24 protein-coding genes are annotated in these 25,808 nt (G+C 53.9%); 10 read left to right on the top strand and 14 right to left on the bottom strand.

Going from position 1 to position 25,808, the window contains the following annotated elements; all coding sequences use genetic code 11:
• Window position 1: 1 nt before the first annotated feature.
• The 5 genes from J0A68_RS01640 to J0A68_RS01620 form a co-directional block, all read right to left on the bottom strand.
• Window positions 2–382, bottom strand: a complete 381-nt coding sequence (locus J0A68_RS01640) for a response regulator (RefSeq protein ID WP_206576441.1) — start codon at window positions 380–382, stop codon at window positions 2–4.
• 244 nt (window positions 383–626) lie between these two features.
• A complete protein-coding gene (locus J0A68_RS01635; RefSeq protein WP_206576440.1) occupies window positions 627–1,010 on the bottom strand; it encodes a response regulator in 384 nt (127 codons plus the stop codon).
• A 60-nt stretch (window positions 1,011–1,070) separates the two neighbouring features.
• A complete protein-coding gene (locus J0A68_RS01630; protein WP_206576439.1) occupies window positions 1,071–2,429 on the bottom strand; it encodes a sensor histidine kinase in 1,359 nt (452 codons plus the stop codon).
• A gap of 69 nt (window positions 2,430–2,498) precedes the next feature.
• Window positions 2,499–2,876 carry a response regulator gene (locus J0A68_RS01625; RefSeq protein ID WP_206576438.1) on the bottom strand — a complete coding sequence of 126 codons (378 nt, stop codon included), beginning with the start codon at window positions 2,874–2,876 and terminating at the stop codon, window positions 2,499–2,501.
• 19 nt (window positions 2,877–2,895) lie between these two features.
• Complete coding sequence (locus tag J0A68_RS01620) at window positions 2,896–5,076, bottom strand: tetratricopeptide repeat-containing sensor histidine kinase (protein ID WP_206576437.1); 2,181 nt, start codon at window positions 5,074–5,076, stop codon at window positions 2,896–2,898.
• 117 nt (window positions 5,077–5,193) lie between these two features.
• On the opposite strand from J0A68_RS01620, the gene J0A68_RS01615 reads away from it, so the two are divergent.
• The 4 genes from J0A68_RS01615 to J0A68_RS01600 all read left to right on the top strand — a co-directional run bounded on the left by J0A68_RS01615 (window position 5,194) and on the right by J0A68_RS01600 (window position 10,447).
• Window positions 5,194–5,466: a hypothetical protein gene (locus tag J0A68_RS01615; RefSeq protein WP_206576436.1), complete on the top strand. Its 273-nt coding sequence runs from the start codon at window positions 5,194–5,196 to the stop codon at window positions 5,464–5,466.
• A 319-nt stretch (window positions 5,467–5,785) separates the two neighbouring features.
• Window positions 5,786–7,588, top strand: a complete 1,803-nt coding sequence (locus tag J0A68_RS01610; protein WP_206576435.1) for an FAD-dependent oxidoreductase — start codon at window positions 5,786–5,788, stop codon at window positions 7,586–7,588.
• Window positions 7,585–9,420 carry a 2-oxoacid:acceptor oxidoreductase subunit alpha gene (locus J0A68_RS01605; protein WP_206576434.1) on the top strand — a complete coding sequence of 612 codons (1,836 nt, stop codon included), beginning with the start codon at window positions 7,585–7,587 and terminating at the stop codon, window positions 9,418–9,420. The genes J0A68_RS01610 and J0A68_RS01605 overlap by 4 nt, the downstream gene beginning before the upstream one ends.
• Entirely contained in the window at window positions 9,395–10,447 is a 1,053-nt protein-coding gene (locus J0A68_RS01600) for a 2-oxoacid:ferredoxin oxidoreductase subunit beta (RefSeq protein ID WP_206576433.1), read from the top strand. The genes J0A68_RS01605 and J0A68_RS01600 overlap by 26 nt, the downstream gene beginning before the upstream one ends.
• Window positions 10,448–10,675: 228 nt before the next feature.
• Here J0A68_RS01600 and J0A68_RS01595 read toward each other — a convergent pair whose 3' ends face one another.
• From J0A68_RS01595 to J0A68_RS01580, 4 genes are all read right to left on the bottom strand, one after another.
• Window positions 10,676–13,210: a M14 family metallopeptidase gene (locus J0A68_RS01595; protein ID WP_206576432.1), complete on the bottom strand. Its 2,535-nt coding sequence runs from the start codon at window positions 13,208–13,210 to the stop codon at window positions 10,676–10,678.
• 94 nt (window positions 13,211–13,304) lie between these two features.
• Window positions 13,305–13,742 (bottom strand): MarR family winged helix-turn-helix transcriptional regulator, encoded by a 438-nt coding sequence (locus tag J0A68_RS01590; RefSeq protein WP_206576431.1) that lies wholly within the window; start codon window positions 13,740–13,742, stop codon window positions 13,305–13,307.
• A gap of 63 nt (window positions 13,743–13,805) precedes the next feature.
• Window positions 13,806–15,017 carry a redoxin domain-containing protein gene (locus J0A68_RS01585; protein WP_206576430.1) on the bottom strand — a complete coding sequence of 404 codons (1,212 nt, stop codon included), beginning with the start codon at window positions 15,015–15,017 and terminating at the stop codon, window positions 13,806–13,808.
• A gap of 24 nt (window positions 15,018–15,041) precedes the next feature.
• Complete coding sequence (locus J0A68_RS01580) at window positions 15,042–16,349, bottom strand: Gfo/Idh/MocA family protein (protein WP_206576429.1); 1,308 nt, start codon at window positions 16,347–16,349, stop codon at window positions 15,042–15,044.
• A gap of 188 nt (window positions 16,350–16,537) precedes the next feature.
• Here J0A68_RS01580 and J0A68_RS01575 point away from each other — a divergent pair, with 188 nt between their 5' ends.
• Entirely contained in the window at window positions 16,538–17,467 is a 930-nt protein-coding gene (locus tag J0A68_RS01575; protein WP_206576428.1) for a hydrogen peroxide-inducible genes activator, read from the top strand.
• Window positions 17,468–17,703: 236 nt separating this feature from the next.
• On the opposite strand, the gene J0A68_RS01570 is transcribed toward J0A68_RS01575, so the two are convergent.
• The 4 genes from J0A68_RS01570 to J0A68_RS01555 all read right to left on the bottom strand — a co-directional run bounded on the left by J0A68_RS01570 (window position 17,704) and on the right by J0A68_RS01555 (window position 19,890).
• Window positions 17,704–18,180, bottom strand: coding sequence for a copper resistance protein NlpE (locus tag J0A68_RS01570; RefSeq protein ID WP_206576427.1), 477 nt, complete (start codon window positions 18,178–18,180; stop codon window positions 17,704–17,706).
• 54 nt (window positions 18,181–18,234) lie between these two features.
• Window positions 18,235–18,888, bottom strand: a complete 654-nt coding sequence (locus J0A68_RS01565; RefSeq protein ID WP_206576426.1) for an energy transducer TonB — start codon at window positions 18,886–18,888, stop codon at window positions 18,235–18,237.
• Window positions 18,889–19,060: 172 nt separating this feature from the next.
• Window positions 19,061–19,441: a VOC family protein gene (locus tag J0A68_RS01560; protein ID WP_206576425.1), complete on the bottom strand. Its 381-nt coding sequence runs from the start codon at window positions 19,439–19,441 to the stop codon at window positions 19,061–19,063.
• The gene (locus tag J0A68_RS01555) at window positions 19,438–19,890 is read right to left on the bottom strand and encodes a hypothetical protein (protein ID WP_206576424.1); all 453 of its coding nucleotides are present in this window, start codon (window positions 19,888–19,890) and stop codon (window positions 19,438–19,440) included. The genes J0A68_RS01560 and J0A68_RS01555 overlap by 4 nt, the downstream gene beginning before the upstream one ends.
• Window positions 19,891–20,020: 130 nt before the next feature.
• Between J0A68_RS01555 and J0A68_RS01550 the strand changes: the two genes are divergently transcribed.
• From J0A68_RS01550 to J0A68_RS01540, 3 genes are read left to right on the top strand one after another with little or no spacing between them, the layout of a single operon-like run.
• Window positions 20,021–20,605: a hypothetical protein gene (locus tag J0A68_RS01550; RefSeq protein WP_206576423.1), complete on the top strand. Its 585-nt coding sequence runs from the start codon at window positions 20,021–20,023 to the stop codon at window positions 20,603–20,605.
• Entirely contained in the window at window positions 20,589–20,870 is a 282-nt protein-coding gene (locus J0A68_RS01545; RefSeq protein WP_317195078.1) for a winged helix-turn-helix domain-containing protein, read from the top strand. The genes J0A68_RS01550 and J0A68_RS01545 overlap by 17 nt, the downstream gene beginning before the upstream one ends.
• A gap of 43 nt (window positions 20,871–20,913) precedes the next feature.
• Window positions 20,914–21,438: a hypothetical protein gene (locus J0A68_RS01540; protein WP_206576421.1), complete on the top strand. Its 525-nt coding sequence runs from the start codon at window positions 20,914–20,916 to the stop codon at window positions 21,436–21,438.
• A 232-nt stretch (window positions 21,439–21,670) separates the two neighbouring features.
• Here J0A68_RS01540 and J0A68_RS01535 read toward each other — a convergent pair whose 3' ends face one another.
• Window positions 21,671–23,572, bottom strand: a complete 1,902-nt coding sequence (locus tag J0A68_RS01535) for a mucoidy inhibitor MuiA family protein (protein ID WP_206576420.1) — start codon at window positions 23,570–23,572, stop codon at window positions 21,671–21,673.
• 139 nt (window positions 23,573–23,711) lie between these two features.
• Between J0A68_RS01535 and J0A68_RS01530 the strand changes: the two genes are divergently transcribed.
• Together J0A68_RS01530 and J0A68_RS01525 are read left to right on the top strand one after the other, a co-directional pair.
• Window positions 23,712–24,494 (top strand): undecaprenyl-diphosphate phosphatase, encoded by a 783-nt coding sequence (locus J0A68_RS01530; RefSeq protein ID WP_206576419.1) that lies wholly within the window; start codon window positions 23,712–23,714, stop codon window positions 24,492–24,494.
• A gap of 86 nt (window positions 24,495–24,580) precedes the next feature.
• Window positions 24,581–25,774 (top strand): ATP-binding protein, encoded by a 1,194-nt coding sequence (locus J0A68_RS01525; protein WP_206576418.1) that lies wholly within the window; start codon window positions 24,581–24,583, stop codon window positions 25,772–25,774.
• Window positions 25,775–25,808: the final 34 nt, after the last annotated feature.

The following is a 25,808-nucleotide window of genomic DNA, read 5'->3' as shown; positions in this document are numbered from 1 at the left end:
ATCATTGGTTGGTTAGCAATTCAGCGATTTCGATTTTCAGGGAGTCAAAATCCACCGGTTTGGTAAAAAATCCCTTTGCGCCGGAGCTGATCGCCCTGTTGTAGTTGTCCCTGTCTCCATACGCCGAAATCATGCTTACTAATATATGGGGAAATCTGCTTTTGATGGCGGACAAAAGTTCCAGGCCGCTCATCCCGGGCATATTGATGTCGGAAAATACGTACACGACGTCCGGAGAGCCCGAGTTGCCGAGCATGGCCAAGGCCTGTTCGCCGGAGAAGGCAAAGGATACCTCCAGTCGCTTGCTTTTGATCTCCTTTCGGAATTTTTGGAGAAACATGATTTCTACATCCTGTTCGTCGTCTACGATTAATATTTTCATTGCAAAAAAGTTGGTTGTGGGCTCGTAAATCCTTCAATCCATTCCTTTGTCGGCCAGGATCCGCAGGGGTGGCGATGGCAAAAGCTTCTTCCGTCTGGCTGGCTCTATCGCTTTCCCCGATCGTTTCTCCCAAGACACTAAGTTAGCTTTTTGTTCCGATCCTGCATCTGGTTTTTTGACGTGTGTATCGCCAAAAGTGCTTTACAGCGAGGTGGTTGCCTTTTCTCCGGTACGGCTTGTCCACTCAGTCCCGGTCTTCGATCAGGCTGGAGATTTCCTTTTTCAGGCTGTCAAAATCCACCGGCTTGGTAAAAAATCCCTTTGCGCCGGAGCTCATGGCTTTGTCGTAGTTTTCCTGGTCGCCATAGGCGGAGATCATGCTTACTTGGATGAGGGGAAAGCGGCTTTTGATCTCTTCCAAAAGCTCGAGTCCGCTCATCCCAGGCATATTGATGTCGGAGAAGACATAGACGAATTTGGGGGGATTGTCGGTGCTGAGGAGCTCCAGGGCCTCCTGTCCCGAAAAGGCGAAGGCCAGCTCCAGCTTGCCGCTTCGGATCTCCTTTCTGAATTTCTGGCGAAAGAGGTCTTCCACGTCCCGCTCGTCGTCAACAAATAGAATTTTCATAGGTCAGTTAAGTTTTCCAAAAATAGAATGCTGTCCGCGTCGTCCCTTTTGCTTTGCGGGTCAGCGTTTGGGCAGCAGAATGGTAAAGCGGGTAAATTTCCCTTCCTCGGTGCTGATCTCGAGCGTACCCTCGTGGGAATTGACGATGTCGTGGGTGATGCTGAGTCCCAAGCCGGTACCCTCAGTTCCCTTTTTGGTAGTAAAAAACGGCATCAACAGCTTGTCTTTGATGTGGTCGGGTACTCCGGGGCCATTGTCTTCCACTTCCACCAGTACCTTGTCGCCCAGGTCCTGTGTGCGGACTTCCACTCGGGCCTTGTAGTCTGAGCCGGCCGTGGCGAGCTTGTCCCTCATGGCGTCAAAGGCATTTTTGAGCAGGTTGAGGATCACGCGGCTGAAGTCTTCCGCATTGAGCTTGACCTTAGGCAGGGTTTCGTCAAGGGAGAGTTGGATGTCGACATTGATGGGATTGGGATTGGCCCGCATGCCGTGAAAGGCGAGGTTGGAATACTCCCGGATGAGCGCGTTGAGATCCGTCGGATCCATCGTGCCGGAGCCGCCCCGGGAATGCATGAGCATGGACCGGACGATGCTGTCCGCACGGGAGCCGTGGTGCCGGATTTTGCCAAGGTTGGACTTGACGTTTTCGAGCAGGTCGAGGATGTTTTCCTTTTCCGGACTGTCCGGGATTTTGGGCATTTCCTCGCTGATTTCCTGGAGAAAGTCCACGCTGAGCTCCGAGAAGTTGTTGACGAAGTTGAGGGGATTTTTGATCTCGTGGGCGATGCCGGCGGTGAGCTGGCCGAGGGAGGCGAGTTTTTCCTGCTGGATGAGCTGCTCTTGGGTAGAGCGGAGGTGGTCCAGGGCATACTGCAGCTCCTCTTTTTGGCTGAGAATTTCCTTGGTCCTCTCCGCCACCAGCGTCTCGAGTTGGTTCTTTTGCTCTTCGGTGGTGCGGAGCTGTCTTTCTTGTTCCTTGGTGATGATGCGCTCGATCTCGATCTCCTTCATCTGCTTGCGGTGGTTGAGCCACATGGTCACCGCCCAGATGAAGGCAAACACCCCGGCTGCGTCCAGGTAATTTTCTACGATGTCAAAGATCGCCGGGCTGAGGGTCTTGATGACATACTCCAGGAGCCTGACCCCGATGATGGGGAGAGGCGTGATGGCTAGAGTCTTCAGGTAGCTGAGCTCGGGGGTGTTCAGCATCAGGTAGACCACTGCCCCGACCAGTACAAAAGACAGCAGTTCGAAGAGGATCTCCGGCGGGGCGTGGACGATTCCCAAGGCAATGAGCACCCCGGCGGCGATCATGCCATACTTGAAGTACCGGTGCAGATGCTCGGGAAACTCCCGCGCGCCGGAGCTTTTCTTCAGGTAGTAGAGTAAGGAAAGCGAGATCAGGTTGATCAGAATCATAAGGCTCGGTGGCTTTGCTTAAGGTTAGCTTGGGGTGGTCTGGAGATAAAAGTCGGATCCAAAATAAGCCTAGCTTTTTGAGATATCCCTGATTTCTTTTTTCAGCGAATCAAAATCCACCGGCTTGGCGAAAAAGCCCTTGGCGCCGGAATTCATGGCCTTTTGGTAATTGTCGGCGTCGCCATAGGCGGAGATCATGCTCACTTGGAGCTTGGGAAATCGGTCTTTGATGATGCCCAGCATCTCCAGCCCGCTCATGCCGGGCATGTTGATGTCGGAAAAGACGGTCGCTACCTGTGGGGGGCGGTTTTTCTCGAGGATTTCCAGGGCCTCTTTTCCGGAAAAAGCAAAGAGCAGCTCCAAGCCCTCGTTTCGGATTTCTTTGCGGAATTTCTGACGAAAGAGATCCTCCACATCCCGTTCGTCATCTACAACAAGGATTTTCATAGGCTAAAAGTTAGGTTTTTTACACCGGTAAAAAAACGGTGAATGTCGTAAACTCTCCCGGCACGGACTGGACGGTGAGCTCGCCACCGTGGGCTTTGGCGATGTCGTAGCTCAGCGAGAGTCCCAAGCCCGTGCCATGGCCGGTGGGCTTGGTGGTGAAAAAGGGCTGGAAGATCTTGTCGATGATCTCCGGGGGAATGCCCGGTCCGTTGTCGGTGACACTGATCTTGAGCCGGGCTTTGGGGCTGCCTTTGGCGATGCAGGAAGCCGAGACGGTGACCAGTGGCTTGAGGTCTGGATTTTCCTTTCGAAAGTCCGCATTGGCACAGGCGTAGAAGGCATTGTTGAGCAGGTTGAGCAGCAGTCGGGAGATGTCCTGAGGTACCAGCTGCGCCTGGGGAAGATCTGGCTCCACCTCCGTGCTAAAGTCGGCGGAAAAGGACTTGTCCCGAGCCCTCAGCCCATGGAAAGAGAGACGAAGGCATTCATTGATCAAGCTTTTGATATCGGTTTGGACTTTTTCTCCGGTGCTGGCGCGGCTGTGCTCCAGCATGCCTTTGACTATGGAGTCGGCCCGTTTTCCGTGCTGGTTGATCTTGCCGAGGTTGAGCTGGAGGTCTGAGAGGATTTCGTCCAGAAGGTCTGGGTCTTGTTCCTCGGGTTTTTTGGCACGCTCCTCGGACAGCTCTTGGATCAGCTCGGCGCTGAGTTGGGAAAAGTTGGTGACGAAGTTGAGCGGATTCTGGATCTCGTGCGCAATGCCTGCGGTGAGCTCTCCGAGAGAGGCCATTTTTTCGGCTTGGATCAGCTGGGCTTGGGCGGCCTTGAGCTGGCTGAGCGCTTTCTCCAAGGCTTCGTTTTTGGAAGCGATCTCATTGTTCTTATCCTGGAGGCTGTGATAGGCCTTGTCGAGGTTCTTTTTGTTTCTATACTCCACAAACAGGATGATCAGGAACGCAAGCAGGCCGGCGCAGGCAGAGAAGATGATCCAGCGCTGCCGCGAGCTGGCCCGCTCGTATTCCATTTCCTTTTTGGAAAACTCATACTCCGCCTCCAAGGTGGCGGTGAGGCGCTGGGAATGGGAGGTGTTGATGCTGTCATTGTAAAACTTGAACAGCTGGAAGCTTCGCAGTGCTGCTTGGAAGTCGCCCTGGTCTTCGTAGATCCGGGAGAGGAGTTCGTTGGCGTTTCGCATCTGCATGGGCTGGGCCATGGTTTCGGCCTGCGCGAGCCCTTCTTTTGCGAGATCCGTAGCCTGCTGGAGTTCTCCCTTTTGGTAGTAGAGCTCCGCCAACCCGATGAGGGAGTGGGCATAGGGGACGCCGTAGCCGTTTTCCCGGGACAGGGCGATGGATTGCAGGTATAGCTCCTCGGCCCGATCCGCGCTGTCCAGTGCGGCGTAGATGTCCGCCAGGGTCCGGGACGTCATCTCGACAAATTCGGGGCTGTTGAGCTCGGTGGCCGACTGGTAGGCCACTTGGAGGTTTTTCAGCGCCTCCAGAGGCTTGTTTTGCTTGAGCTCCACGTCTCCGATGTTGTTGTAGGCGAGGATGACCCTGCCTTTGTTGCCGGTTTCCTGGTAGATGGCGAGCATCTCCCGGTACTTTTCCTTGGCCTCTTCGAGCTTGTCCTGTTCGAAATAGATCAGCGCCACGTTGTTGAGCGCCGCGGCTTTGACATTGGCGTCTTTGGTGAGGTCTGCTCCCTTGATGGCCTCGTAGAAGCTGTTGAGGGCTTCGGCGTAGTTGCCGAGGTTGTAGTTGACCAGACCGATGTTGTTGAGGATGCCTGGGACGAGTTTTTCACCGTCCAGACGCTTGGCGATTTCCAAAGCCTCGCTGTAGTAGGAGATGGAGCCACGGAAGTCCCCTTTGTTTTGGAGTGCGTTGCCATAGATCTTCAGCGCTTCGGCTTCTCCTTTTTCATAGCGGGCCTCCCGACAGCGCTGCAGCTGTAGGTCCAGATAGCTCACCGCGCTGTCGGGACTGCTCTCAGCGAGGATAAATCCCAGTTCATTTGCGAGATTGAGGTAGGCGGTGTCTGTGGCAAAACCGGCTCCTGCTTCCATCCTTTTCATCTCGGCTTGTAGCTGCTCGGCGGTCTGGGCAGAGGCGGAAAGCAAAACCAGGAAATACAGGCATGCACCCCAAAAGGCGGCTGAGGGTGCTGATGGTCTGTGATTTCCGATACGAGCTGCCATGGTGGAGAATGGAGGGCTGGTTGTGTTGTGATAAGGTGGCGACAGCCCAATTAAAAAGCAATATAATTTGGATTTATATGCATAAAAATTATATTTAGCATATAAAATTTGCATTTTATGTACACTAGCAGTCCGATTTCCCAACAAAAGAGCCTGTTCTCCCCTATCTTATTCCTTGCCTTGGCGGCCAAAGCCTCAAGGCCTGACCCTGAGGAATCAGAAGATGCCCGGGAAGAGTCCGCGGCAGATGAGGAAAACCAGCAGGAAGAGGAGGATTCCGAAAACCAGACCCGAGGGGGCGGTGATTCTTCGTCTTTCTCGGTTGATCCGGCCAGGACAGACCTCGTCGATCCGGCCCGTACACGCGGAGTAGATCCTGCACGTACCTAAGAATAGGCGTTTGATTTTCATCTTTTTCTAAGCCACTTGTTTGGCTGGGGTGATTCCTATGCGGAAAAAGGGGATTCTGCTCGCCCCGATTATCGGTATTGGATTTTGCTTGTTTGGCGCATTTTTTACCCGCGCTATTTTTTCAAGGCTCAGCTCTGTAGCAATGTTTTCTCCCAAGCGCACTTTTTGACCATCGAAATAGGGCAGGTTGTCCCAAAGTCTGTCAGCAATCTTTTTTGCAGAATTATGGATTATTTTAAAGGTGATATACCTATATTATATTCTGAGTTTTTTAGGATTAAAGTAGCCCAAGATAACTATGAAACCCACCGATGTCCGGAACCCGGAATATTATCACAAAGTCGTGGACTGCCAATACGCCTGTCCCGCCCACACTCCGGTGCCGGAGTACATCCGCCTGATCGCCGCAGAGAAATACACGGAAGCCTACATGATCAACTGGGAGTCCAACGTGTTTCCGGGTATCCTCGGTCGTACCTGCGATCGCCCCTGCGAACCCGCCTGCCGGCGGGTGCGGGTCGAGGAGGAGCCTGTGGCGATCTGCAGACTGAAGCGCGTCGCAGCCGACCAAAAGGGAGAGGTGAAGCAGCTGATGCCTCAGGCCCCTTTTCCCCAAAACGGAAAGAAAATCGCCCTCATCGGCGGAGGCCCTGCCTCGCTCACGGTGGCGCGGGACTTGGCTCCGCTGGGGTACGAGGTGCATCTCTTTGACGAGCAGATCGCCGGTGGGGGGATGATGCGCAGCCAAATCCCATCTTTTCGCCTGCCGGAGACGGTTTTGAACGAGGAGGTGGACTACATCCTCGACCTCGGGATCCACACGCAGTTTCTGACCTACGTGGAGAGCCTGCGGGAGGTGCTGTCGAGGGGCTACGATGCCGTGTTTGTCGGTACGGGCGCTCCCCGGGGAAAAGACTTGCCCAAGCTGCCCGGCCGGCAGGAAGGGGCGGCGTCCATCCACATCGGGATCGAATGGCTCGCGAGTGTAGCCTTTGAGCATACCAAGTCCATTTCCAAGAAGGTCATCGTCTTGGGCGGCGGCAATACGGCCATGGACTGCTGCCGGACCGCCCGAAGGCTGGGGGGAAAGGAAGTGAAGGTGGTCGTACGGAGCCCCTTTGCCGAGATGAAGGCGTCCCCATGGGAAAAGGAGGATGCCATGCACGAGGATATCGAGATTTTTGACAACCATGTGCCGGTGAGCTTTGAGCTGGAGGATGGGCGACTGATAGGGATGAAATTCCAAAAGGTACGCGCTGTGTACGACGAGAAGGGGAAAAGACAGCTGCTGCCGATCGGTGAGCCGGACGTGTTTATCGAGGCGGATGAGGTGCTGATGGCGATAGGCCAGCAAAACAGTTTCCCTTGGATCGAGCGGGATTTGGGGCTGGAGTTTGACGAGTGGGACATGCCCGTGGTGGATCGCAAGACCTTTCAGTCCACGCTGTCCAATGTGTTTTTCGGAGGCGATGCGGCCTTCGGACCGGAAAATGTCATCACCGCCGTCGCACACGGACACCAGGCTGCCGTCTCCATCCACTTGTTTTGCCAAGGCAAGGATCTGCAGGATAGACCCGATCCGTACACCAACCTGGTCAGCCAGAAGATGGGCATCCACGAGTGGAGCTACGACAGCCAGATCGCAGCAGACCATCGCTACATCGTGCCCCAAGCCAAGAAGTCCCTCACGCTTAACGACAGAAAACAGGAGGTAGAGTTGGGGTTTGACATACAGGTCGCCCACAAGGAAACCCAGCGCTGCCTCAACTGTGATGTGCAGACGGTCTTCACCGAGGATCGCTGCATCGAGTGCGATGCTTGCATGGACGTGTGTCCGACCTCGTGCATCACTTTCACCGCCAACGAGGATGAGCCGGAGCTGAGAAAAAACCTTCTCGTGCCCGCAGAGAACACTTCCCAAGATCTTCTGGTGTCCGACACGCTGAAGACCGGGCGTGTGATGGTCAAGGACGAGGACGTCTGCCTCCATTGCGGACTTTGCGCAGAGCGCTGCCCCACCTCGGCCTGGGACATGCAGCGCTACTTCTATAGCGTCACCAAAGCCTATCAAGTCCCCGCCCCTTTTCCCGCCCTGAAATGAACCCAAGAATCAACGACTTCATCGTCCGGTTCGCCAATGTGAACGGGACAGGCTCCGCAAGCGCCAACTACCTCTTTGCCAAGACTGTCTTCCGCATGGGAGTCCCGGTGACGCCAAAGAACATTTTCCCCTCCAATATCCAAGGACTGCCCACCTGGTACGAGGTTCGCGTGAGTGAGAGGGGCTATCTCGGCCGTAGGGAAGGGATCGATCTGATGGTCAGTGTCAATCCCCAGAGTATGGCCAAAGACGTGCTCAATGTAAAAGCGGGGGGCTACTTCATCTACGACAGTACCAAAAAGCTCAATCCCGACTACCTCCGCGAGGATATCCACTACCTCGGCATTCCCATGATGGAAATGGCGAACGGGGCTTTTGAGGATCCGCGCAAAAGACAGCTTCTGAAAAACATCATCTACGTCGGCGCGCTAGCCAGGCTGCTGGCCATGGACGAGGCGGTGGTCCGGACACTGATCGAGGAGCAGTTTCATGGAAAAAAATCACTCGTGGAGGCCAATTACAAAGCGCTGGATCTGGGTATGGACTATGTGGAAAAGCACTATTCCTATCCGCTCGACTTCCGACTGGAAAAGCGGGATCTCCTGAAGGGCAAAATCTTGGTGGACGGAAATACCGCCTGCGGCCTTGGAGCCGTGTACGGTGGAGCCACGGTCATGGCCTGGTACCCCATCACTCCCTCTACCTCGGTGGCCGAGGCTTTTGAGGGCTTCTGCAAGCAATACCGAAAGGGCGAAGGAGGGGAAAACAACTACGCCATCGTGCAGGCAGAGGACGAGCTCGCGGCGATGGGCATGGTCATCGGCGCCAATTGGAACGGGGCGAGGGGATTTACTGCCACTTCCGGGCCGGGGGTCTCGCTGATGAGTGAGTTTTTGGGACTGGCGTACTTCGCGGAGGTGCCTGCCGTACTGATTGATGTGCAGCGCGCGGGGCCTAGCACCGGGATGCCCACTAGGACCCAGCAGTCGGATCTTTTGGCGGCGGCTTTTGCCTCGCATGGGGATACCAAGCATGTCCTGCTTTTTCCCGCCACGCCCAAGGAATGCTTCGAGATGACGGCGGAGAGTTTTGACCTGGCCGAGCAGCTGCAGACTCCGGTCATTCTCCTCACCGATTTGGACTTGGGAATGAATGACCATGTGAGCGATCCTTTTTACTGGGATGTCAAGCGGAAGTACAAAAGGGGCAAGGTGCTGACTGCGGAGGAGCTGGAAGGGATAGGCAAGTTTGGGCGCTATCTGGACTCGGATGGGGATGGCATTCCCTATCGAACCTATCCCGGCACACACCCGACCAAAGGTTCTTTTTTCACCCGGGGGACTTCCAAAGACGAGTATGCAGCCTATACGGAGGACGGCGCAGCCTACAAGCGGAATATGGACCGCCTGACCCGAAAATGGGACACTGCCAAGGGCATGGTGCCTGCGGCAGAGGTCAACCTCTCTTCCCAATCAGGAGCGGTGGGAATGCTGTATTTTGGCACTTCTACTTTTTCTTCCGAGGAAGCCAAAGACTTGCTGGAAGGAGATGGCGTCGCCGTAGACTCGATCCGGATCAAGGCCTTCCCCTTCGGGAAAGAAGTGGTGGATTTTGTCGAAAGCCACGAAAAGCTCTTTGTCATCGAGCAAAACCGGGACGCACAGATGCGCAAAATGCTGATCATGGAGCTGGACTGCCCTCCCAAAAAGCTCGTGCCTGTGCTCAACTATGACGGCATGCCCATCACCGCAGACTCGATCCGCCAGCAGATCATCCAATCCTTAGACCCCAAAAAAACCTCGAATCATGAGCTATCTAAAACCGCTGTTTAGCCACCCCAAGCTCCCCAAAAACAAACTGGGATACACGCTCAAAGAATACGAAGGAAGCCTGTCCACCCTCTGTGCCGGCTGCGGCCATGACAGCATCAGCGCGGCGATCGCCAGAGCCTGCTTTGAGCTGTCCATCGAGCCTCATCTGGTTGCCAAGATCTCCGGGATAGGCTGCTCCTCCAAGACGCCTACCTACTTTTTGGGCAACTCCCATGGCTTCAACTCGGTGCATGGACGCATGCCCTCCGTGGCGACGGGCGCCAACATGGCCAACCGTGACTTGGTCTATTTTGGGGTTTCCGGAGATGGGGATTCGGCATCGATAGGCATGGGGCAGTTTGTGCACGTGATCAGAAGAAATCTCAACATGGTCTATGTCGTCATGAACAATGGCTGCTACGGGCTGACGAAGGGACAGGATTCCGCCACGGCCGACCAAGGCTCAAAGAACAAGTCGGGATCGATTAATCCCTTTCAGGCCATTGACCTGGCCAGCATGGCCATAGAGCTCGGAGCTTCCTTCGTTGCCCAGAGCTTCAGTGGAGACAAGCAGCAGCTTATCCCCTTGCTCAAAGCGGCGATTAAGCACCCAGGTTTCGCCTTTCTCAACGTGATCTCTCCCTGCGTCACGTTCAACAACAACCCCGGCTCCACCAAGTCCTACGACTACGTGCGGGAGCATATCGAGGCCACCTCCGCCAGGGATTTGGTGCCAGGCAAAGAGGAGATCAACGTGAGCTATGATGCGGGCAAGTCCACCCACGTAGAGCTGCACGACGGCTCGGAGATCCAGCTGAACAAGCTGGCCTTGGACTGGGATCCCGAAGACCGGAATTCCGCCGTCAATGCCCTCCAAAAAGCCAGGGCGAAAGAGGAGATATTGACGGGTTTGCTCTATGTCAACACCGATTGGAAGGATCTCCATCGGACGCTGAATACCACCAAAACTCCCCTCAACCAGCTGAAAGAAAACACGCTCTGCCCCGGCGTCAAGACGCTCGGACAAATCAATGAGGGATTCAGATAAGTCCGGGCGCTGTCTGCTTGGATAACCCTCCGTTCTCCTGTCCATCGGGATGAGGAGAAATCATTTCGTGTCGCGCTCGCTTAACCAGCATGGCGGTTTTTGGCCATCAAGCAAGAGATTGGATGTTGCGACGAATGGGTGTCTCGTGGCTCGGAACTTGGATGCAGAAGAAACGAAAAGGCCGACCTCGCAAAACGTGGTCGGCCTTTGATTGGATGTGGAAAGTTTTTACTGCCCCGCCAGAAATATTGCGTTGCTCAGCACGAGTTTTCCGCTCTCCCAGAATCCCCGGAAGATGGGGTTGTCCACAAAGTAGATGAGCTGCCCTCTACCCTGTGACTCCACGCCGATAGCCAGAGATTGGCCCATCTTGGACTTGATCTTGTAGCCGATGTATCCGGTGCGATAGGAGTCGTTTGCGGCGATGATGCCCGCATTTGCCCCGCCGGACAGGTAGGCAAAGTGATTGGAGTTGTTTTTCAGCGTATAAAATTTCCCGCCTGTGCCATAACCCAGCGGGTGGGTCTGGTCCATCTTCACTTCGTAGATCGCGCCAGCCGTACCCGCAGAGATCTCCAGTCGTTCGCCGTCCATGTAGGGCTCCAGTCTTTCTTTCTTGCTGAGTTCGGTAGCCGCTTTCTCGGCCGCCTTTTTTTCCTCCTCGGAGTCAAAAGTCTTTAGCGCAAAACCCTCTTTGTTGGCAAAGAGGTTGAGCGCCGCGTCTAGGGCGATCAGCTTTCCTCCAGCTTTGACCCAATCGGTGATTTTTTGCTGTGAATTGGCGTTGAGGGCCGATCCGTAAACGGATGGTAGGATGATCACGTCGTATTTGGCCAGGTCGTAGCCGCCCATAGCGCTGGCGTCCAGGGTGACAAGCGGGTAGTTGAGATCCTTTTCGAAGAAGTGCCAGATCTCTCCAAAGCTTAATGAAGAGGTGCCGTTGCCTCCGACCAGGGCTACCTTGGGAGATTTGATCGCCTTGATGTTTGGGGAGCCAAAGTCCTTGCCCTTGTCCATGTAGCCGGTCTGGGTGGTAGCCAGTTTCACCCCAAATTTGTTGGCCGCGTCTGTGACTTTTTTGTCAAAGTCATGCACATATTCATTGCCCCCCTTGGTGATGATCAGGGAGCCTGCCGGGAAGCTTTTACCCTCCACCTCAAAGGCATACTCGGCATACTTCACGCGTACTTTGGCATTGAGCAGGGCCGCCAAGAAAGCGACATCCCGGGTGCCCTGCCACTGGGCGAGGTAAGCGACCGGCGTTTTGCCGACCGGGTTGGAGGCTGGGGCGGGCTTCTCGTAGGCTCCGGCGGCATCCAGCCTTGTCTCCATCGCATAGGCGCTCAGGCCGTAGGCATAGGGCAGTGCCCAGCTGGTGATGTCGTAGGTGATGGAGTCGTTGAGGACGGGATTTGGTTCAAAGAATACCTGCGCCAAGACAGATTTGGGCTGGTAGGCGTTGACGACGATGTCGTTTTCGGAGGTCGAAAAGGAAATCCCGGCTTTGCCGCTTTGGTACTCGAAGCCTTTTAGGCCGGATTTGGCTCCTGCTTTCCCGTATTTGATTCCGTTTTTGTCCAAAAGCTCGAGCAGCTTGGCGACTTGGGCGGGGTTGCTGTCGCCCTTGATTACAAAGCTCTTGTATTTCGCTTTGGGGCTGGAGGAGTTTGACTTGAAGTAGGCGGCAAATTCATCCACCAGTTTTTTCGCGTTTTGGCTGGTCACTTCGGCGGCGGACATGGCAGCCGTGTAGTGTCCCGCAATGCGGCTGCTCAGGGTGACGGTATCGCCCAGGGAGTTGTAGCCACCGATGCCGACCCGGCCGCCTCCGCCCTGCTCGATGGTCATACCGATCGCGCCGTTGTACATGGGATAGGTGTCGCCGTAGGAGGGGTAGAGCAGGTCAAAACGCTCCTTGGTGAAGTAGAACCGGCCCATCTCGTCAAAGTACCGGGCGGTGTTTCTTCCGAAGATGTCCTGAAATTCATGCTGGAATGGGGTCAGTTGCTCGTGTAGTGGTTCGGCCGCCGGAGCCATGTAGAATGGCTGGTCGATTCCCTGCTCGTGGAAGTCCAGGTGCAGCTGCGGCATCCACTCTTGGTAGATTTTCAAGCGCTGCTGGGACTCCACCTGTACCTGCCAAGCCCAGTCCCTGTTTAGGTCAAAAAGGTAATGGTTGGCGCGGCCGCCTGGCCAAGGCTCGCTGTGCTCCATGGACTGCAGGTCTGGCTGCAGGGTGGTGTTCATTTTCTGGTTGTACCAGTTGGAGTAGCGGTCACGGCCGTCCGGGTTGATGCAGGGGTCGAGGATGACCACTTGGTTTTTCAGCCATTCTTGGGATTTGGCATTTTCGGGGTTGGCGAGCGTGTAGAAGGAGGAAATAGCCGCCTCCATACCCACGGACTCGTTGCCATGGACGTTGAAAGACATCCAGTTGATCGGAATCTCGGTGCCCGGCGTGCCTTCCATCATGCCAGCACGCTTCAGGTTGTCGGTACGGATCTGCTCCAGCTTGGCCATGTTTTCGGGGCTGGAGAGGATGGCGACGATCAGCGGGCGCTTCTCGTTGGTCTCTCCGTATTGGATCAGTTTGACGTTGGGATTTTGCGCGGCGACATGCTCAAAGTAGTCCACCATGCGATGATGCGGTGTGAAGCGATCACCCGGCTTGTAACCCAAAAACTGCTCAGGAGTCTGGATTTGGGCGAAAGCCGCCCAGATAAAGGACGTAGCTAAGGCAAATGAGAGTAGAATTTTCTTCATAGGGGTAAGTTGGATTCCAATGGGAAGATAAAAGCTTTTTGGGCTTGGTGCCTCACCGGTCGGGGAAAAACGTTTTTTCGAAGGTGGAAAGCCGCTAGTCCAGCGTCTGTAGCTTTTCCAAAAATGCTTCGGAAAGGGCGTTGAGCTGGTTGAGGTTAGTTCCCAGCTCGACTTCCAGCTCCTGCTCCAGCTGAAGAACAGCGTCCATGACCTTGTTTTGGAGAGATTTTCCAGGATAGCTGAGATGTATGAATACGGTTCGCTCGTCCGTTTCGCCCCGCTTGCGTCGGAGCAGGTTTTGGCTTTCCAGCTTTTTCAAAAGAGGGGTCAAGGTCCCAGAGTCCAAATCCAGCTGCTTGCCCAGCTCATATACTTTTAGGCCGTCCTCTTTCCATAAAATGCGGAGGACGAGAAATTGTGGATAAGTCAGATTAAACTCGTTGAGCGCCTTTTGGATCCGCTGGATGAGCAGCCGTGAAGACGAGTAAAGCATCTGCGAAAGCCGCAGCAAGGGAAAGTCAGAATCAGCCATTGCATAAAAAAAGGATTGGATACAATCTACTTGTTTCCAATCCCAAAGTCAAGAAAGCCTTGCTCAATAGTACCTTCCTATCATGGGATGGTCCACGATGGCCTTTTTCAATGCCAAGGCGTCTATCGTTCCCGGGGCTTTGTAGGCGATTTTTCCGCCGGGCTCTATGAGCAAAGTAATGGGCAGGCTGCCGTCCCAGTCTTCGCCCACGACCTGGATCACCTCATACTTGTCTTCGGTATCCATCAGGTAGTTGGGAAGCGCAGAGGCCTTGCCGTCCAGGAATTTCAGGGCTTTGTCAAACTGCTCCGGTGTGTCCATGCTCACCGAGACAAACTGGAAATCCCGCTCGCCATACATGCGCTGCATGGTGACAAACTCCGGATATTCGATGATGCAAGGGCCGCACCAGGTCGCCCAGAAATTGACCAAAAGCAGTTCGTCCGTATTGTTTTGGAGCAATTCCGCCAGTCCCGCCGGGGACAGCTTTTCCAAGGTGACTGCTTTTTCCTCCCAGGCCTTGTTGGTCTTGATGGTGTACTCGTTTTTCCAGGCCCACTTCATCGAGCAGCCAAAAGCAGGAGTCTGCGCGGATTCGGCGGGAAGGGCCTCTCCCCTGAGCGTGGCTTCGATGGCATTTCGCAGGTCTTCCGCATTGCCGGTTCCCGGTTTCTCCTTCGCATCGATGCGGCCGGAGTAGGCCAGCTTTCTGTCCTTGTCAAAAACAAAGACGTGCGGCGTGGCCGTCGGACCATATGCAAGCGAAAATTCATGCGTGTCGCCATCGTAGAGGTAGGGGAAATTGTAGGACTTATCCACAGCGCGGATTTTCATCTCCTCGTAGTAGTCGCCCAGATCGGTGTAGCCCAGCTCTTCGGGCAGAACGGCAATGGGACTGTTGGTGGAGATGGCGAGGAAGGCCACGGATTTGCCCTCGTATTCATCCACCAGGCTGATAAAGCGATCCTCGTAGGCCTGGGCAGTCGGACAGTGGTTGCAGGTAAAGTTCACCACCAAGACCTCAGAGTCCGCATAGTCCTCGAGGCTATGGTATTTCCCATCCAAATCCGGGAGCCGGAAAGGCGGTGCCGCATCGCCTATCGCCAGCTTGGCGATAGGCTGCTCGGCGACGACCTGCGGATTTGGGATGAACTGCTCCGTGGATAGGGGCTGCTCGGCGGTGGAGCTTTCCGTGCTTTTGCCGCACTGGAAAAATAGACAGGCTGTGGATAAGTACAGCAGACCTAGCTTGGTATTTTTCGGGACAGTGTGCATCGGCAGTGTGGATAAGTCTGGATTTTAGATCAGGGAATACCCGTTTTGATAGGCGTAGTGGAGCTTGGTGTTGGCATCCGGGTCGGAAAATTCCTGGGCGATGGGATCCCATTTCAGCGGTCGGTTCATCTCATGGGCGATGTTGCCAATGGTACAGACCGTACAGGTACTGTGGCCGACTTCCACTGGGACGATGGGGTCTTTCCTTTTTCTCACACAGTCGATAAAATCCACATGATGCGCTCCAAACGTGAAGTTTTCCGGCTCTTTGCCGATCTGGAGCTCTTGGATCGAGGTGTCGTAGTTGCCTCTGGATACGTTGATCCAGCCCTTTTCCCCGACAAACTTGACTCCCGCCCTGGCCTCATCGTACTTGGTGAGCAGCATCTCGGTGCCATTGGCGTACTTGTAGGTGAGCGGGGCAGTTCCCGATGCCGGGATTACCTCTATCGGGCCGTTTCTATCCATCCCGAGTCCCCACTGGGCGATGTCAAACATGTGTGCACCCCAGTCTGTCATCAATCCTCCGCCGGTTTCCTTGTACCAGCGCCAGGCTCCCCAGGCCGCCTCGTTTTTTTCCGGATCGAGCGTGATGCCCGGATTGAGCAGGTCGTTGAAGTGAAGCTTTGGCAGCGGACCGAGCCAAGCCTGCCAATCCAGCCCCGCCGGAAGTGCCTCCTGAGCGAGATCGTAGGGCTTCGGATGGGGATTTTCCCCGACATACACCAAGACTTGGTTGATCTCGCCCAGACGGCCTTTTTGCACATGCAGGGCGGCGGTTTGGAAATTGACCGCGGCGCGCTGCATGCTGCCCACCGCGAGGACTACACCATTGGCACGGACAGACTTGACCAGCTCTTGGCCTTCCTTGATGGTAAAAGTCAGGGGCTTTTCCAGGTAGATGTCCTTTTTGGCGCGACAGGCATCGATGGCCATCAGTGCATGCCAATGGTCGGGCGAGGCAATGACGACCGCGTCCACTTCGGGATTGGCCAGCAGCTCCCGATAGTCTGCATAGAGTTTGGGCGCGACATTGGGCTTACCGGCTTCGCTTTGGTTTTTTTTCACCCGCAGCGCAAAGCGGTCACGCTTCACCGCATAGACGTCGGCACCGGCCACGACCTCGACTCCGGGGATTTTCATGAAATTGTTCAGCAAGCCCATGGCCTGTCTGCCGACCCCGATGAAGCCCAGGCGTACGCGCTCGTGGGCGGTCTGGAAAAGAGGCTGGGCAGAGGATGCGAAGCCCAGCTGGGGAAGTAGGCTCATGCCAGCACCGGTGAGCAGGCTGGCGCCCAGAAATTTTCTTCTGGAAAAAGAGGATTTACTCATTTGGAAGGTTTTTGGGTTTTGATCAAATAGTGGGAATAAATTAGCTTTTTTGGGTTCGGAAAGGAAATTTCGAGATCGCTAATTGTCAGATTTCCTTGCTGTAGCGGGATTTTGGGGCAAAAATCCCGAGGGGAGCGGAACTCATCTTTCTATTTCAATGCTTAGTTTCATAGATTATCTCTATTGCTATGACCATCCAACAACTCGAGTACCTCATCGCCGTCGACAAACAACGGCACTTTGGAAATGCGGCAGAGTCCTGCTATGTCACCCAACCTACGCTCAGCGCGCAGCTCGGTAAGCTGGAAAAAGAGCTGGGCGTGATCCTCTTTGACCGAAGCAAGATGCCGGTGATCCCGACGGAGATTGGCGTGCAGATCATCGCCCAGGCAAAGAAGGTGGTATCCGAAAGTAAAGGCATCCTGGAGCTGGTGGCTCAGCTCAAGGGCGACATCTCCGGCACGATCAAGCTGGCCATCATTCCCACGCTCGCGCCCTATCTGCTGCACTTGTTTGTCAGGAAGTTTTTGGAGAAATACCCCAACGTGAAGCTCGAGGTACAGGAAATGGTCACCGAGGAGATCGTCCGTAGGCTGAAAAACGACGAGCTGGATCTGGGCATCATTGTGACTCCTCTTGCTGAACCGGGAGTGGTGGAAAAGCCGATGTTTTACGAGAAATTTTATGCCTATCTCTCCCAGAACCATCCGCTGCTGCGGGAGCGGGAGATCAAAGTCGGCGATGTGAAAGCCGAGGACCTGTGGATTCTCCAGCAGGGACACTGCTTTCGGGATCAGGTGCTCAACTTTTGCGACCAGACGAGCTCAGGCCACAAAAACTTCCACTACGAAAGCGGCTCGCTGGAGGGGTTGAAAAATATGGTCAACCGCTATCAGGGCATGACCCTGCTGCCGGAGCTGGCGACGCATGACCTTTCTCCGGAGGAAAAGACCCGGCTCAGGCCTTTTGTAGGGGCGCCCACGCGCGAGGTGAGCATCATCCTGAACCGCAGCTTTCTCAAGCAAAAGCTCGTAGAACTGCTCTACAAGGAAATCACCGAGGCGATCCCCGAGGAAATGACCTCCAAGGCGCACGGGAAGATTGTGAGGTTTAAATAAGCTTTTTGGTCAACAGTCTACAGTCGACAGTCCACCGCAGTTCCATCGTCTGGCCAGAGATCAATTTAGTACTTACCCAGGCTATCCAAACTAACGGCAGACTCTAGCTTTGCCAAAACTTCGGTCTTCCGTCATCGCCTGCCCGACGTGTCGGGGTCTTCCAGCCCGCCTGAGCAGACAGGCCCAAATGAAGTGGCAAATTCGCTCACTGGCAAGATTGTGGGCATCCCTCAAAATCAATACTGCTTGACCAAAATGTAGCGATCAGCGAGGTCGCCCTCGATTTTGTTTCCGTTTTTGTCCAAGTGCCAGATGCGGTTTTCGCCCACCTTGTATTTACCTGGGGCGGAGCCGATCAGCCCGTGAAAGGTCACCATGGAGCCACTTTCGTCCCAGGTAAACTTGCCCGTAAAAATCTCCTCGAGGTCGTCATTGAGGCCCATGTGGTGGGTTTTCAGCACAAAGGTGCCGTCCTGGTTTAGCGTCACCCAAGTCTCGATGCCTTCACAGCTCGCGCAAGGCAGGGTGGCAAAGTAGGTGCCGGGCCAATCAAGCGCGTTTTGCGAATTGTCGCCGGTCGGGAGGGATTGCACGATTTCCTGGTCCAGGCTGAGTTCTGCAGTGGTGTCCTCGAGCTCCAGCGTTTCGGCCGGCTTGGAGCAAGAAGAGAGAAGGGCGATAAACAGGGATAGCAGTAGGGTACTTTTAGTCATAGAGGTACTGTTGGACTGGCCGGATGGAACAATGCTACGCTTTCGGCCGGTCGGTTACAAATGCAGGGACGTCTCCACGCGGCGGGTGACTTGCCCATAGACCACCACGTCAAACTCCGACAGCACTTTCTTTTTGGTCAGGCGGGAGTTCATGTAGTCCTTCTGGGCAAGTTCCGTGTTTCCCAGCTGGCGATGGGTTTCGGATCGTAGTTCGTAGTTTTTGTAGCTGTAGGGTTGCTTTTCGATCAGTTGGTCAAGGATCTTCAGGGCTTTTTCCGGCTTTCCTTTTTCGATGTAGTCCTTGGCCATTTTCTGCCGGTTCGCAGGCGGCCCATTTGTCCCACCAAATTCGAAATTGAAGCAGATCAGGTATCGTGCGTCGGCTGGGCGACTTTCAAGAATAGCCTTGTTCCAAAGTGAGGTGCCAAGCGAGAAAACCTCCATCACGTGGTCTTGGAAATACTCCGGCGCATCTTCCACCAAAAACAGACTGTCCAGGTTTCCTTCTGGGCCGATTTTGACCGAGAGGACGATCCTGGCACTCTCCTGAGCCCTGATAGCCTCGGCTGGGTATCGCAGGTTTTTTGCAAAAAACTCTTCCCATATTTTGCGTTCGGTGAGGATGGAATCCTCCAGACTTGGGTTGGCCGCAAAAAGGGGCGGAAGAAAGGTCAAAAAGGCAAGTACGGTGATCGAGAGCAATCGCATAGGCCTGGCGGTTGATATTTGCTAAGCTAAAACCCGCTCCCTGTTTTTCAAAATCGGAATAGGAAAGTCCGCCCTTCGCCAACTGTGGTTTGGGGGTAGAGGTGTCAGGGATTGGCTTGGAGCAGGCAGTAGGGGAAAAGGGCGTTTTTCCAGCTTCTGGGCAAGAAAGGATCTACCCGACGCTTTCTTTGTTAAAGGTCCCGATATGCCAGAGCACCCCGGCAGGCTCGATGATGAAAAACTCGGCTCCCCAGATTTGCTGCTTGATGGGCATGATTTTCACGCCGGGAAACTTCCCGGGAAGGTCAAGCTCGATGATTTTGTCAAAATAGGCCGGAAGATCCTCTACCTCGAGGAAGAGCATGGAGTTTTCGCACCAATCCTTCACGTAGTAATCCTGCAGGTAAAAGCCAATCTCGGGAGAGATGGACACATAGGCAAAGCCTTTTCCATGGTGGTGTAGCTCAAACTCCAGGGTTTCATAGAAGCGGCAACTCTCCTCGAAGTCCTTGGAACCTACGAAGGTTCGGATGGATTTTCCTGCCTGTATCATACACCAAACTGGGTCAGGTGATGGTCAAGATGCTTGTAGAAGAGGTTGTTCCACTCCTGGGCGGTCATTTTTCCGAAGGAAAGGGACTCTTTGCCCTCAAAATGGTCCCTTCCCAAAGACAGGGTATGCTCGAGGTACTTGACCAGCTTGTCTTTTTCCTCCTCAAAATTCCGGCGGTCTGCGATGATGAAGGCAGGAGCCGTTCGGATGTTTTTGGGATAGGGCACCTCGTTGACCACGCCCTTTTTGACAAAAGCCTTCAGCAGGAAGCGCATCAGCGCATTGGGCTTGGGGTGCTTTTTGGTGTAGGCCATTTCGTAGGCCACCGAGCAGTGGGCAAGCATCTGGTCGACGGCCATTTTGCCCCAGAGGCCGGGACTGTCGGGTTTCAGCTGTCCGATTCTGGTGATCAGTTCTTTGGTGACGAGGGGATCAAAGATGTCTTTCATGGGCTTGGGCTTCAGGATGATCCAAGGTAAGGATCATTTTTCCGCAGGAATAAAAAAATCTGATATAAAATGGTTTATAATGTAAACCTATTTATATTTGATTCGTTCTGGAAAGAAAACAGATATGACTATGGAAAAAGAACTGAGTAACAAGGAGTCCTTGGCGCTGATCACGGAGATGATCAACAGGGCAAAGCGGGAGACGGCGGGGGACGGCGGCTTTCAGATGCGGCTGTGGGGCTGGGTGATCGCGATCTGCAATTTTGGACACTTCACCCTGTACCAGCTGGGGTATGAGCATCCCTACTATGTGTGGATTCTGGTGGCTCCGGCGGCGGCGGTGAGCTTTTGGAAAGGCTTCCAAATCGCCAAAAAGGCCCGCGTCAAGTCCCACGTAAGCCAAGTGATCAACCAGGTGTGGATCATGGTGTTTGCCGGGATAGTGATCACGCTGGCCTTCATGCCGGTGATCGGCTACAACCAAAACCCGATCATCCTCATTTTGGCGGGGATAGGCATGTGGACGACCGGCTCGCTGATCCGGGTGAATTTGGTTCGTGGAGGTGGAGTGTTACTTTTGCTCGCCGCCGTGATCGGCTTTATGCTGCCAGTACCTGCGCAGTACCTCCTTTCTGGCGTGGCCATGGTGCTGGGCTACCTGATGCCAGGATATTATCTCAATAAAAACTATCGTGAGCGTGTTCAAGCCTCTTGATCCCCTATTGCACTCCCAACTCCGCCTGGCGGTGATGTCGCTGCTGATCAGCGTGGAGGAAGCGGAGTTTACCTTTCTCAAGGAAAAGACCGAATCCACCGCAGGCAATCTCAGCGTGCAGCTGGACAAGCTGGAGAAGGCGGGCTATATCGGGATCGAAAAGTCCTTCAAGGGAAAGCGTCCGCTCACCACCTGCAAGATCACGCAGGTGGGGGTGAAAGCCTTTGAGGCCTATGTGGAAAACCTCAGAAACTACATCGAGTAAAAAATTTTGAATTTTAAGTTTATAACATAAACCAATTTACACTATGAAAAATCTAATCCAATTTCTGCTCGTCCTGATCCTCTTTGCCGGATCTCCTGTGCTGGCGCTGGCCCAGCCCTCCTATGACCTGAATGAAGCCGCCCAAAAGAAGCTGTCCGCGCTTTCCTTTTTGGAAGGGAAGTGGAAAGGCAGCGGCTGGATGATGGGGCAAGACCGCGTCCGCTCGACCTTTGAGCAGGAGGAAAATGTGCAATTCAAACTCAGTGGAACTCTGATGGAAGTGGAAGGGATCGGGAAGTCCGAGGGCAAAGTCGTCCATCATGCGCTGGCCATCATCAGCGTCGGGGAAGGCGAGGGGAAGTTTGACTTTACGTCTTTTCTCCAAAGTGGGGAAAAAGGAACCTATCCCGCTGAGCTGATCGACGGCAAGCTCTACTGGTATCCGGTGAAGGAGGTGCGCTACTTGATCGAGATCAACGCGCAGGGGCAGTGGTTTGAGGTGGGCGAATACAACGCCGGGAACGCATGGTATAAGTTTTTTGAGATGACGCTGGAGAAGCAGAATTAGTCAACAGTCCACACCTGCCTGCCGGTAGGCAGGGACGACGGTCAACAGCCTCATCAAAGCAAATAGGTCTACCTCAAGAGGATGCCATTTGTCACATTGAGCGGAGTCGAAATGTGTTATTTCCAAATCGCCTTCGACTCCGCTCAGGCTGACAAACAACTCGTTTTCACCACAGTCCCTCGTTAGTTTGTCGAAATGATGGACTGTCGACCGTGGACCGTGGACCAACAACTCAATCCAATATTACCCGTTCGTTTTTGGGGTATTTGACCTCGTACTGCAGGGAGAGTTTCTTTTGCTCGCCGGGAGCCAAGGTGATTTCCCAGGTGACTTTGCCGGTCTGGGGATCGAGGGAACCGCTGGAAAGCTGGATTGGACTCACGGAGATGGATGAATTCACCGAGACGGGGATCTGGTCTTCGACTTTGAGCGTGACGGGCTGGGATTTGTTGTTGCGAAGGCTGATCTCGTAGCCCCGGCTTTCGGTGATGTTGGAGCCGATGCTTCGCTTCTTGGAGTATTCTTCGATCTTTTCCCGCTGAATCGCTATAGAGCGGTCACGTCCCATGGACACCAGCAGCGTGTCTTCCAGGGCGGAGGCGTTTAGGATGGATCGGCCGACAAATCCGTCTTCGAAATAGAGGTTGCTTTCCCCCTCCAGCAGGCTGTATTGGCTCCAGTCGGCGATCTCGGCGATGAGGAAGGCATCGCTGTCCAGCTTGGGTATGACGGCATAGCGGTAGACAGCCGGTACGCCATAGGCCTTGAGGTCAACCAGCGTCTTCTCCCCGTTCGACTTGATGCTGTACGGCTCGGTGACCTCGATCTCGACCGTGGTTTGGTTTTCGATGACCTCGGTGGCGATAGCGCTAGCAACCATTACAGTCTCTGCCGGGCTATTCATTCTCCGTTCCCTTCCCGATATATTAATACCAGCTACTTTACCTTGTAGCGCTCTTTCCAATTCAACGTCATATCCAACTACAACCTCGTCAGACACGGCGATTAGGTTTTCATTTAAGGAAATGTTGATAGTGGAGGAATTGATCGGCATCGTTCTCGTCTGATAGCCGATGAAGGACGCTACCAATTGGTTTGCTCCGCCGGGAAGCGTGAGCGAATAGTTTCCATTCGTATCCGTCACGGTGCCGATGGTGGTACCCTCTACCATGACGGTAGCACCAGGAAGAGGAGAGCCATCGAACGAACTGGTCAAGCGGCCTGCTACCGAGCCGAAGACTTGTGTTCGGGGATTGAAAGTCGTGAGTCTCGCATAGTTCAGCTCCCACTTCTCGAGCTGGGGAGCCTGCCCGCTTTGGTTTGGATTGGCATTGGAAAATCGCAGTTTGACGTTTTTCCAGTCGACTCCGGTGTTTTGGTAGACTTCGGCCTTGTAGTTTAGGGCAAGTGGGGAGCTGACGTTTTTCACCCGCACGTCGTACTTCGGATACCAACCGGCATTGGCCACGAGGTAGTTGAGCTCAAAGCTGGCCGTGCCCGCGGCTGGAGCCTTCACGCGGATGCGGATCTCAGAGGTGGATTTGTTTTCGCTCTCCAGCATGGCGCGGATCTGGTTCTGCAGGCGGATGATTTCCTCGTTCTCTTTTTGCAGACTGGCGTTGATTTGCGCGCGCTCGGTGGAGATTTTCGTCAGTTCGGTTTCGTAAAAATCCATTGCCGCGCGTAGCTCCGCCACGTTGGTGCCGGCTTGGGTGCCACCGAGGTTTTTGTTGGCGTCGAGCAGACTGGCCTTTTCCGCCAGGATCTCCAGCCGCGTGTTTTCCTTGGTCTGGTTGGTCTGGATCGCCTTGATCTGGTCTTCGAGCGCTTTGACCTTGGTGTTGACTTCCTTTTCGCTCAGGAAGTCCAGCCGCTTGTTGACCGCCTGGATGGTGAAGTTTCCGCTTCCCTTGGCTTGGATGCTCTTCTCGTCCAGGTAGGGGGAAAGTCCCTTGATGAGGATGAGCGACTCGCCTGCGGGGATGCTGCCTTGGGCTTTTTCAAAAACCTGCGCACCGGAGAGGAAAAGCGTCACTTCTTGGATACTGCTGGTGAAGGTGGTTTCCGTGAGGTCCTGGGCGAGGACGAGGCCTGAAAAAAACAGACAGGCGAGGGCAATGATAGCGGTTTTCATTTCGTAAGGATTTAGGTGAATAAAGGGAAAATGGACAGCATGTCAAAGCGGCATGTTAAAATCTCTTTGTCATTGACGGACGGAGGCTTGCCTTCCGCTACGGAATGTTAGTTTTGCAGCAGTTAAAAAAACCTTATCCATGACCCTTTTTCAGAGTATCATTATTGCGATTATCGAAGGCCTTACCGAGTTTTTGCCGATTTCTTCCACAGGACACATGATCTTGGCCTCCGCGGCGATGGGCATACATGAGGATGAGTTTGTGAAGACCTTCGAAGTTTTTATCCAATTGGGGGCGATCTTGGCGATCGCATTGATGTACATCAAGCGTTTTTTCCGTGGGCTCAACATCTACTTCAAGCTTTTTGCGGCTTTCCTGCCGACCGCTGTCGTGGGCCTCTTGGCCTACGACTACATCAAAGCCTACCTCTTCAATCCGGTCGTGGTGTCGGTGTCGCTGATTCTGGGTGGGATCGTGTTGATTTTCATTGACAAAAAAGTCATCAACCAGGAGACGACTCTCGCCGACGTGGAGGACATTTCCTACAAAAACGCCTTTTTCATCGGCCTCTGCCAGTGTCTCTCCATGGTGCCGGGCACTTCCCGTGCCGCGGCCACGATCATCGGCGGCGTGTTCAACGGGCTGGACAAAAAGCAGGCGACCGAGTTTTCCTTCCTCTTGGCTGTGCCGACGATGATGGCAGCGGGTGGCTATGACCTGATCAAGTCGGATCTGGTATTTGACCAAGCGCAACTGATCATGCTGGCGGTAGGCTTTGTGGTGGCCTTCATCTCCGCCTGGATCGCGGTGAAGCTGTTCCTGAAATACGTCTCCAGTAACGGATTCACGGCTTTCGGCTGGTATCGGATCGTGTTGGGAATCCTGTTTTTGGTCTTTATGTGGGGAGCGGATCTTGCCTGATTGTAAAATAGGTTTTACATTTTGTTATCTTTTTTGTTAAATACATTTTACATATATTCGTTTGGAATGTAAAATGTGTTTAACAAATGGAGAAGCTTTTGCTCAATTCCCAGGCCAAGATCCAGCGGGTACCAGTGGCGTTCCGTCGATTTCTTTTGCAAAAAATCGACTGGGGCCAGCGTCTGATCGCGATCAACGGAGCCAGAGGCTCGGGCAAAACCACCCTGTTGCTCCAATACGCCAAAACACAGCTTGTGGCTGATGGCACGAGCCTGTATATCTCCCTGGATGACTTGTACTTTTCGGAGCATTCTATGCGCGATCTAGCGGAGGAGTTCTACCTCGGTGGAGGAAAAGTGCTGCTGCTCGACGAGATCCATAAGTACCCCAATTGGTCTAGGGAACTGAAGCTGATCTACGATGACTTTCCGGATTTGCGGGTGGTCTTCACCTCTTCCTCGATCTTGGAAATCTATAAGGGTGAATCTGATCTGAGCCGACGCGCCGTCAGCTACCTTCTGCCTGAGTTGTCCTTTCGGGAGTTTGTGGAGCTGGAGACGGGTAGTTTACTTCCTGTTTTGACTTTGGAAGAGATTCTGAAAGGCCACGTGGAGATTGCCTCGGATTTGCTCGGATTGATCCAACCGGTCGCGCTGTTCCACCAATATGTGAAATGGGGCAGTTATCCCTTTTTCAAAGAAGGCAAGGAAGCCTATCTGGAAAAGCTCCGAAAGACCGTACAACTGATCTTGGAGGTCGACTTGATGGCTGTGGAAAACATGGACTACGAGATGATCTTCAAGCTGAAAAAACTGATCCGGTTGATCGCTACCTCGGTTCCTTTCACGCCAAATGTCAGCGAACTCTCCCAGAAATCGGGAATTTCGAGACCAAGTCTGCTCCGCGCGATAGAACTTCTCGATCGGGCACGTATCCTCCAGATACTACATAAGCCTAACTCGGGAGTTGGCGCGCTTACCAAACCCGAAAAGCTCTACCTCGGCAACCCAAACCTGCTTTTAGCGCTAGCCGAGGAAAACGCCAATGCCGGGACGATCCGGGAAACCTTCTTTTCCAACCAGCTCAAGGCGGTAGCCCAAACCAACCTGGCGGTAAAGGGCGATTTTTTGGTCAATGAAAAATGGGTTTTCGAAGTAGGAGGAAGAAGCAAAACCTCCAGCCAAATCAAGGACATCCCGAATTCTTTTGTGGCAAAAGACGACATCGAGATTGGGGTGAAAAATACGATCCCCCTTTGGATGTTTGGATTGCTGTATTGAAAAAGAGCTCTGCCGATCCGATGACGACAGAGCT

Source organism: Algoriphagus oliviformis (assembly GCF_017254915.1).
GTDB lineage: Bacteria > Bacteroidota > Bacteroidia > Cytophagales > Cyclobacteriaceae > Algoriphagus > Algoriphagus oliviformis.
Note: the sequence above shows the minus strand (reverse complement) of the source record. Positions and strands in the feature narration are given on the sequence as shown.

Bases quoted from the DNA above. Each gene is read 5' to 3' on its own strand.
- J0A68_RS01640 (WP_206576441.1), bottom strand. From the start codon at position 382: ATGAAAATATTAATCGTAGACGACGAACAGGATGTAGAAATCATGTTT.
- J0A68_RS01635 (WP_206576440.1), bottom strand. From the start codon at position 1,010: ATGAAAATTCTATTTGTTGACGACGAGCGGGACGTGGAAGACCTCTTT.
- J0A68_RS01630 (WP_206576439.1), bottom strand. From the start codon at position 2,429: ATGATTCTGATCAACCTGATCTCGCTTTCCTTACTCTACTACCTGAAG.
- J0A68_RS01625 (WP_206576438.1), bottom strand. From the start codon at position 2,876: ATGAAAATCCTTGTTGTAGATGACGAACGGGATGTGGAGGATCTCTTT.
- J0A68_RS01620 (WP_206576437.1), bottom strand. From the start codon at position 5,076: ATGGCAGCTCGTATCGGAAATCACAGACCATCAGCACCCTCAGCCGCC.
- J0A68_RS01615 (WP_206576436.1), top strand. From the start codon at position 5,194: ATGTACACTAGCAGTCCGATTTCCCAACAAAAGAGCCTGTTCTCCCCT.
- J0A68_RS01610 (WP_206576435.1), top strand. From the start codon at position 5,786: ATGAAACCCACCGATGTCCGGAACCCGGAATATTATCACAAAGTCGTG.
- J0A68_RS01605 (WP_206576434.1), top strand. From the start codon at position 7,585: ATGAACCCAAGAATCAACGACTTCATCGTCCGGTTCGCCAATGTGAAC.
- J0A68_RS01600 (WP_206576433.1), top strand. From the start codon at position 9,395: ATGAGCTATCTAAAACCGCTGTTTAGCCACCCCAAGCTCCCCAAAAAC.
- J0A68_RS01595 (WP_206576432.1), bottom strand. From the start codon at position 13,210: ATGAAGAAAATTCTACTCTCATTTGCCTTAGCTACGTCCTTTATCTGG.
- J0A68_RS01590 (WP_206576431.1), bottom strand. From the start codon at position 13,742: ATGGCTGATTCTGACTTTCCCTTGCTGCGGCTTTCGCAGATGCTTTAC.
- J0A68_RS01585 (WP_206576430.1), bottom strand. From the start codon at position 15,017: ATGCACACTGTCCCGAAAAATACCAAGCTAGGTCTGCTGTACTTATCC.
- J0A68_RS01580 (WP_206576429.1), bottom strand. From the start codon at position 16,349: ATGAGTAAATCCTCTTTTTCCAGAAGAAAATTTCTGGGCGCCAGCCTG.
- J0A68_RS01575 (WP_206576428.1), top strand. From the start codon at position 16,538: ATGACCATCCAACAACTCGAGTACCTCATCGCCGTCGACAAACAACGG.
- J0A68_RS01570 (WP_206576427.1), bottom strand. From the start codon at position 18,180: ATGACTAAAAGTACCCTACTGCTATCCCTGTTTATCGCCCTTCTCTCT.
- J0A68_RS01565 (WP_206576426.1), bottom strand. From the start codon at position 18,888: ATGCGATTGCTCTCGATCACCGTACTTGCCTTTTTGACCTTTCTTCCG.
- J0A68_RS01560 (WP_206576425.1), bottom strand. From the start codon at position 19,441: ATGATACAGGCAGGAAAATCCATCCGAACCTTCGTAGGTTCCAAGGAC.
- J0A68_RS01555 (WP_206576424.1), bottom strand. From the start codon at position 19,890: ATGAAAGACATCTTTGATCCCCTCGTCACCAAAGAACTGATCACCAGA.
- J0A68_RS01550 (WP_206576423.1), top strand. From the start codon at position 20,021: ATGGAAAAAGAACTGAGTAACAAGGAGTCCTTGGCGCTGATCACGGAG.
- J0A68_RS01540 (WP_206576421.1), top strand. From the start codon at position 20,914: ATGAAAAATCTAATCCAATTTCTGCTCGTCCTGATCCTCTTTGCCGGA.
- J0A68_RS01535 (WP_206576420.1), bottom strand. From the start codon at position 23,572: ATGAAAACCGCTATCATTGCCCTCGCCTGTCTGTTTTTTTCAGGCCTC.
- J0A68_RS01530 (WP_206576419.1), top strand. From the start codon at position 23,712: ATGACCCTTTTTCAGAGTATCATTATTGCGATTATCGAAGGCCTTACC.
- J0A68_RS01525 (WP_206576418.1), top strand. From the start codon at position 24,581: ATGGAGAAGCTTTTGCTCAATTCCCAGGCCAAGATCCAGCGGGTACCA.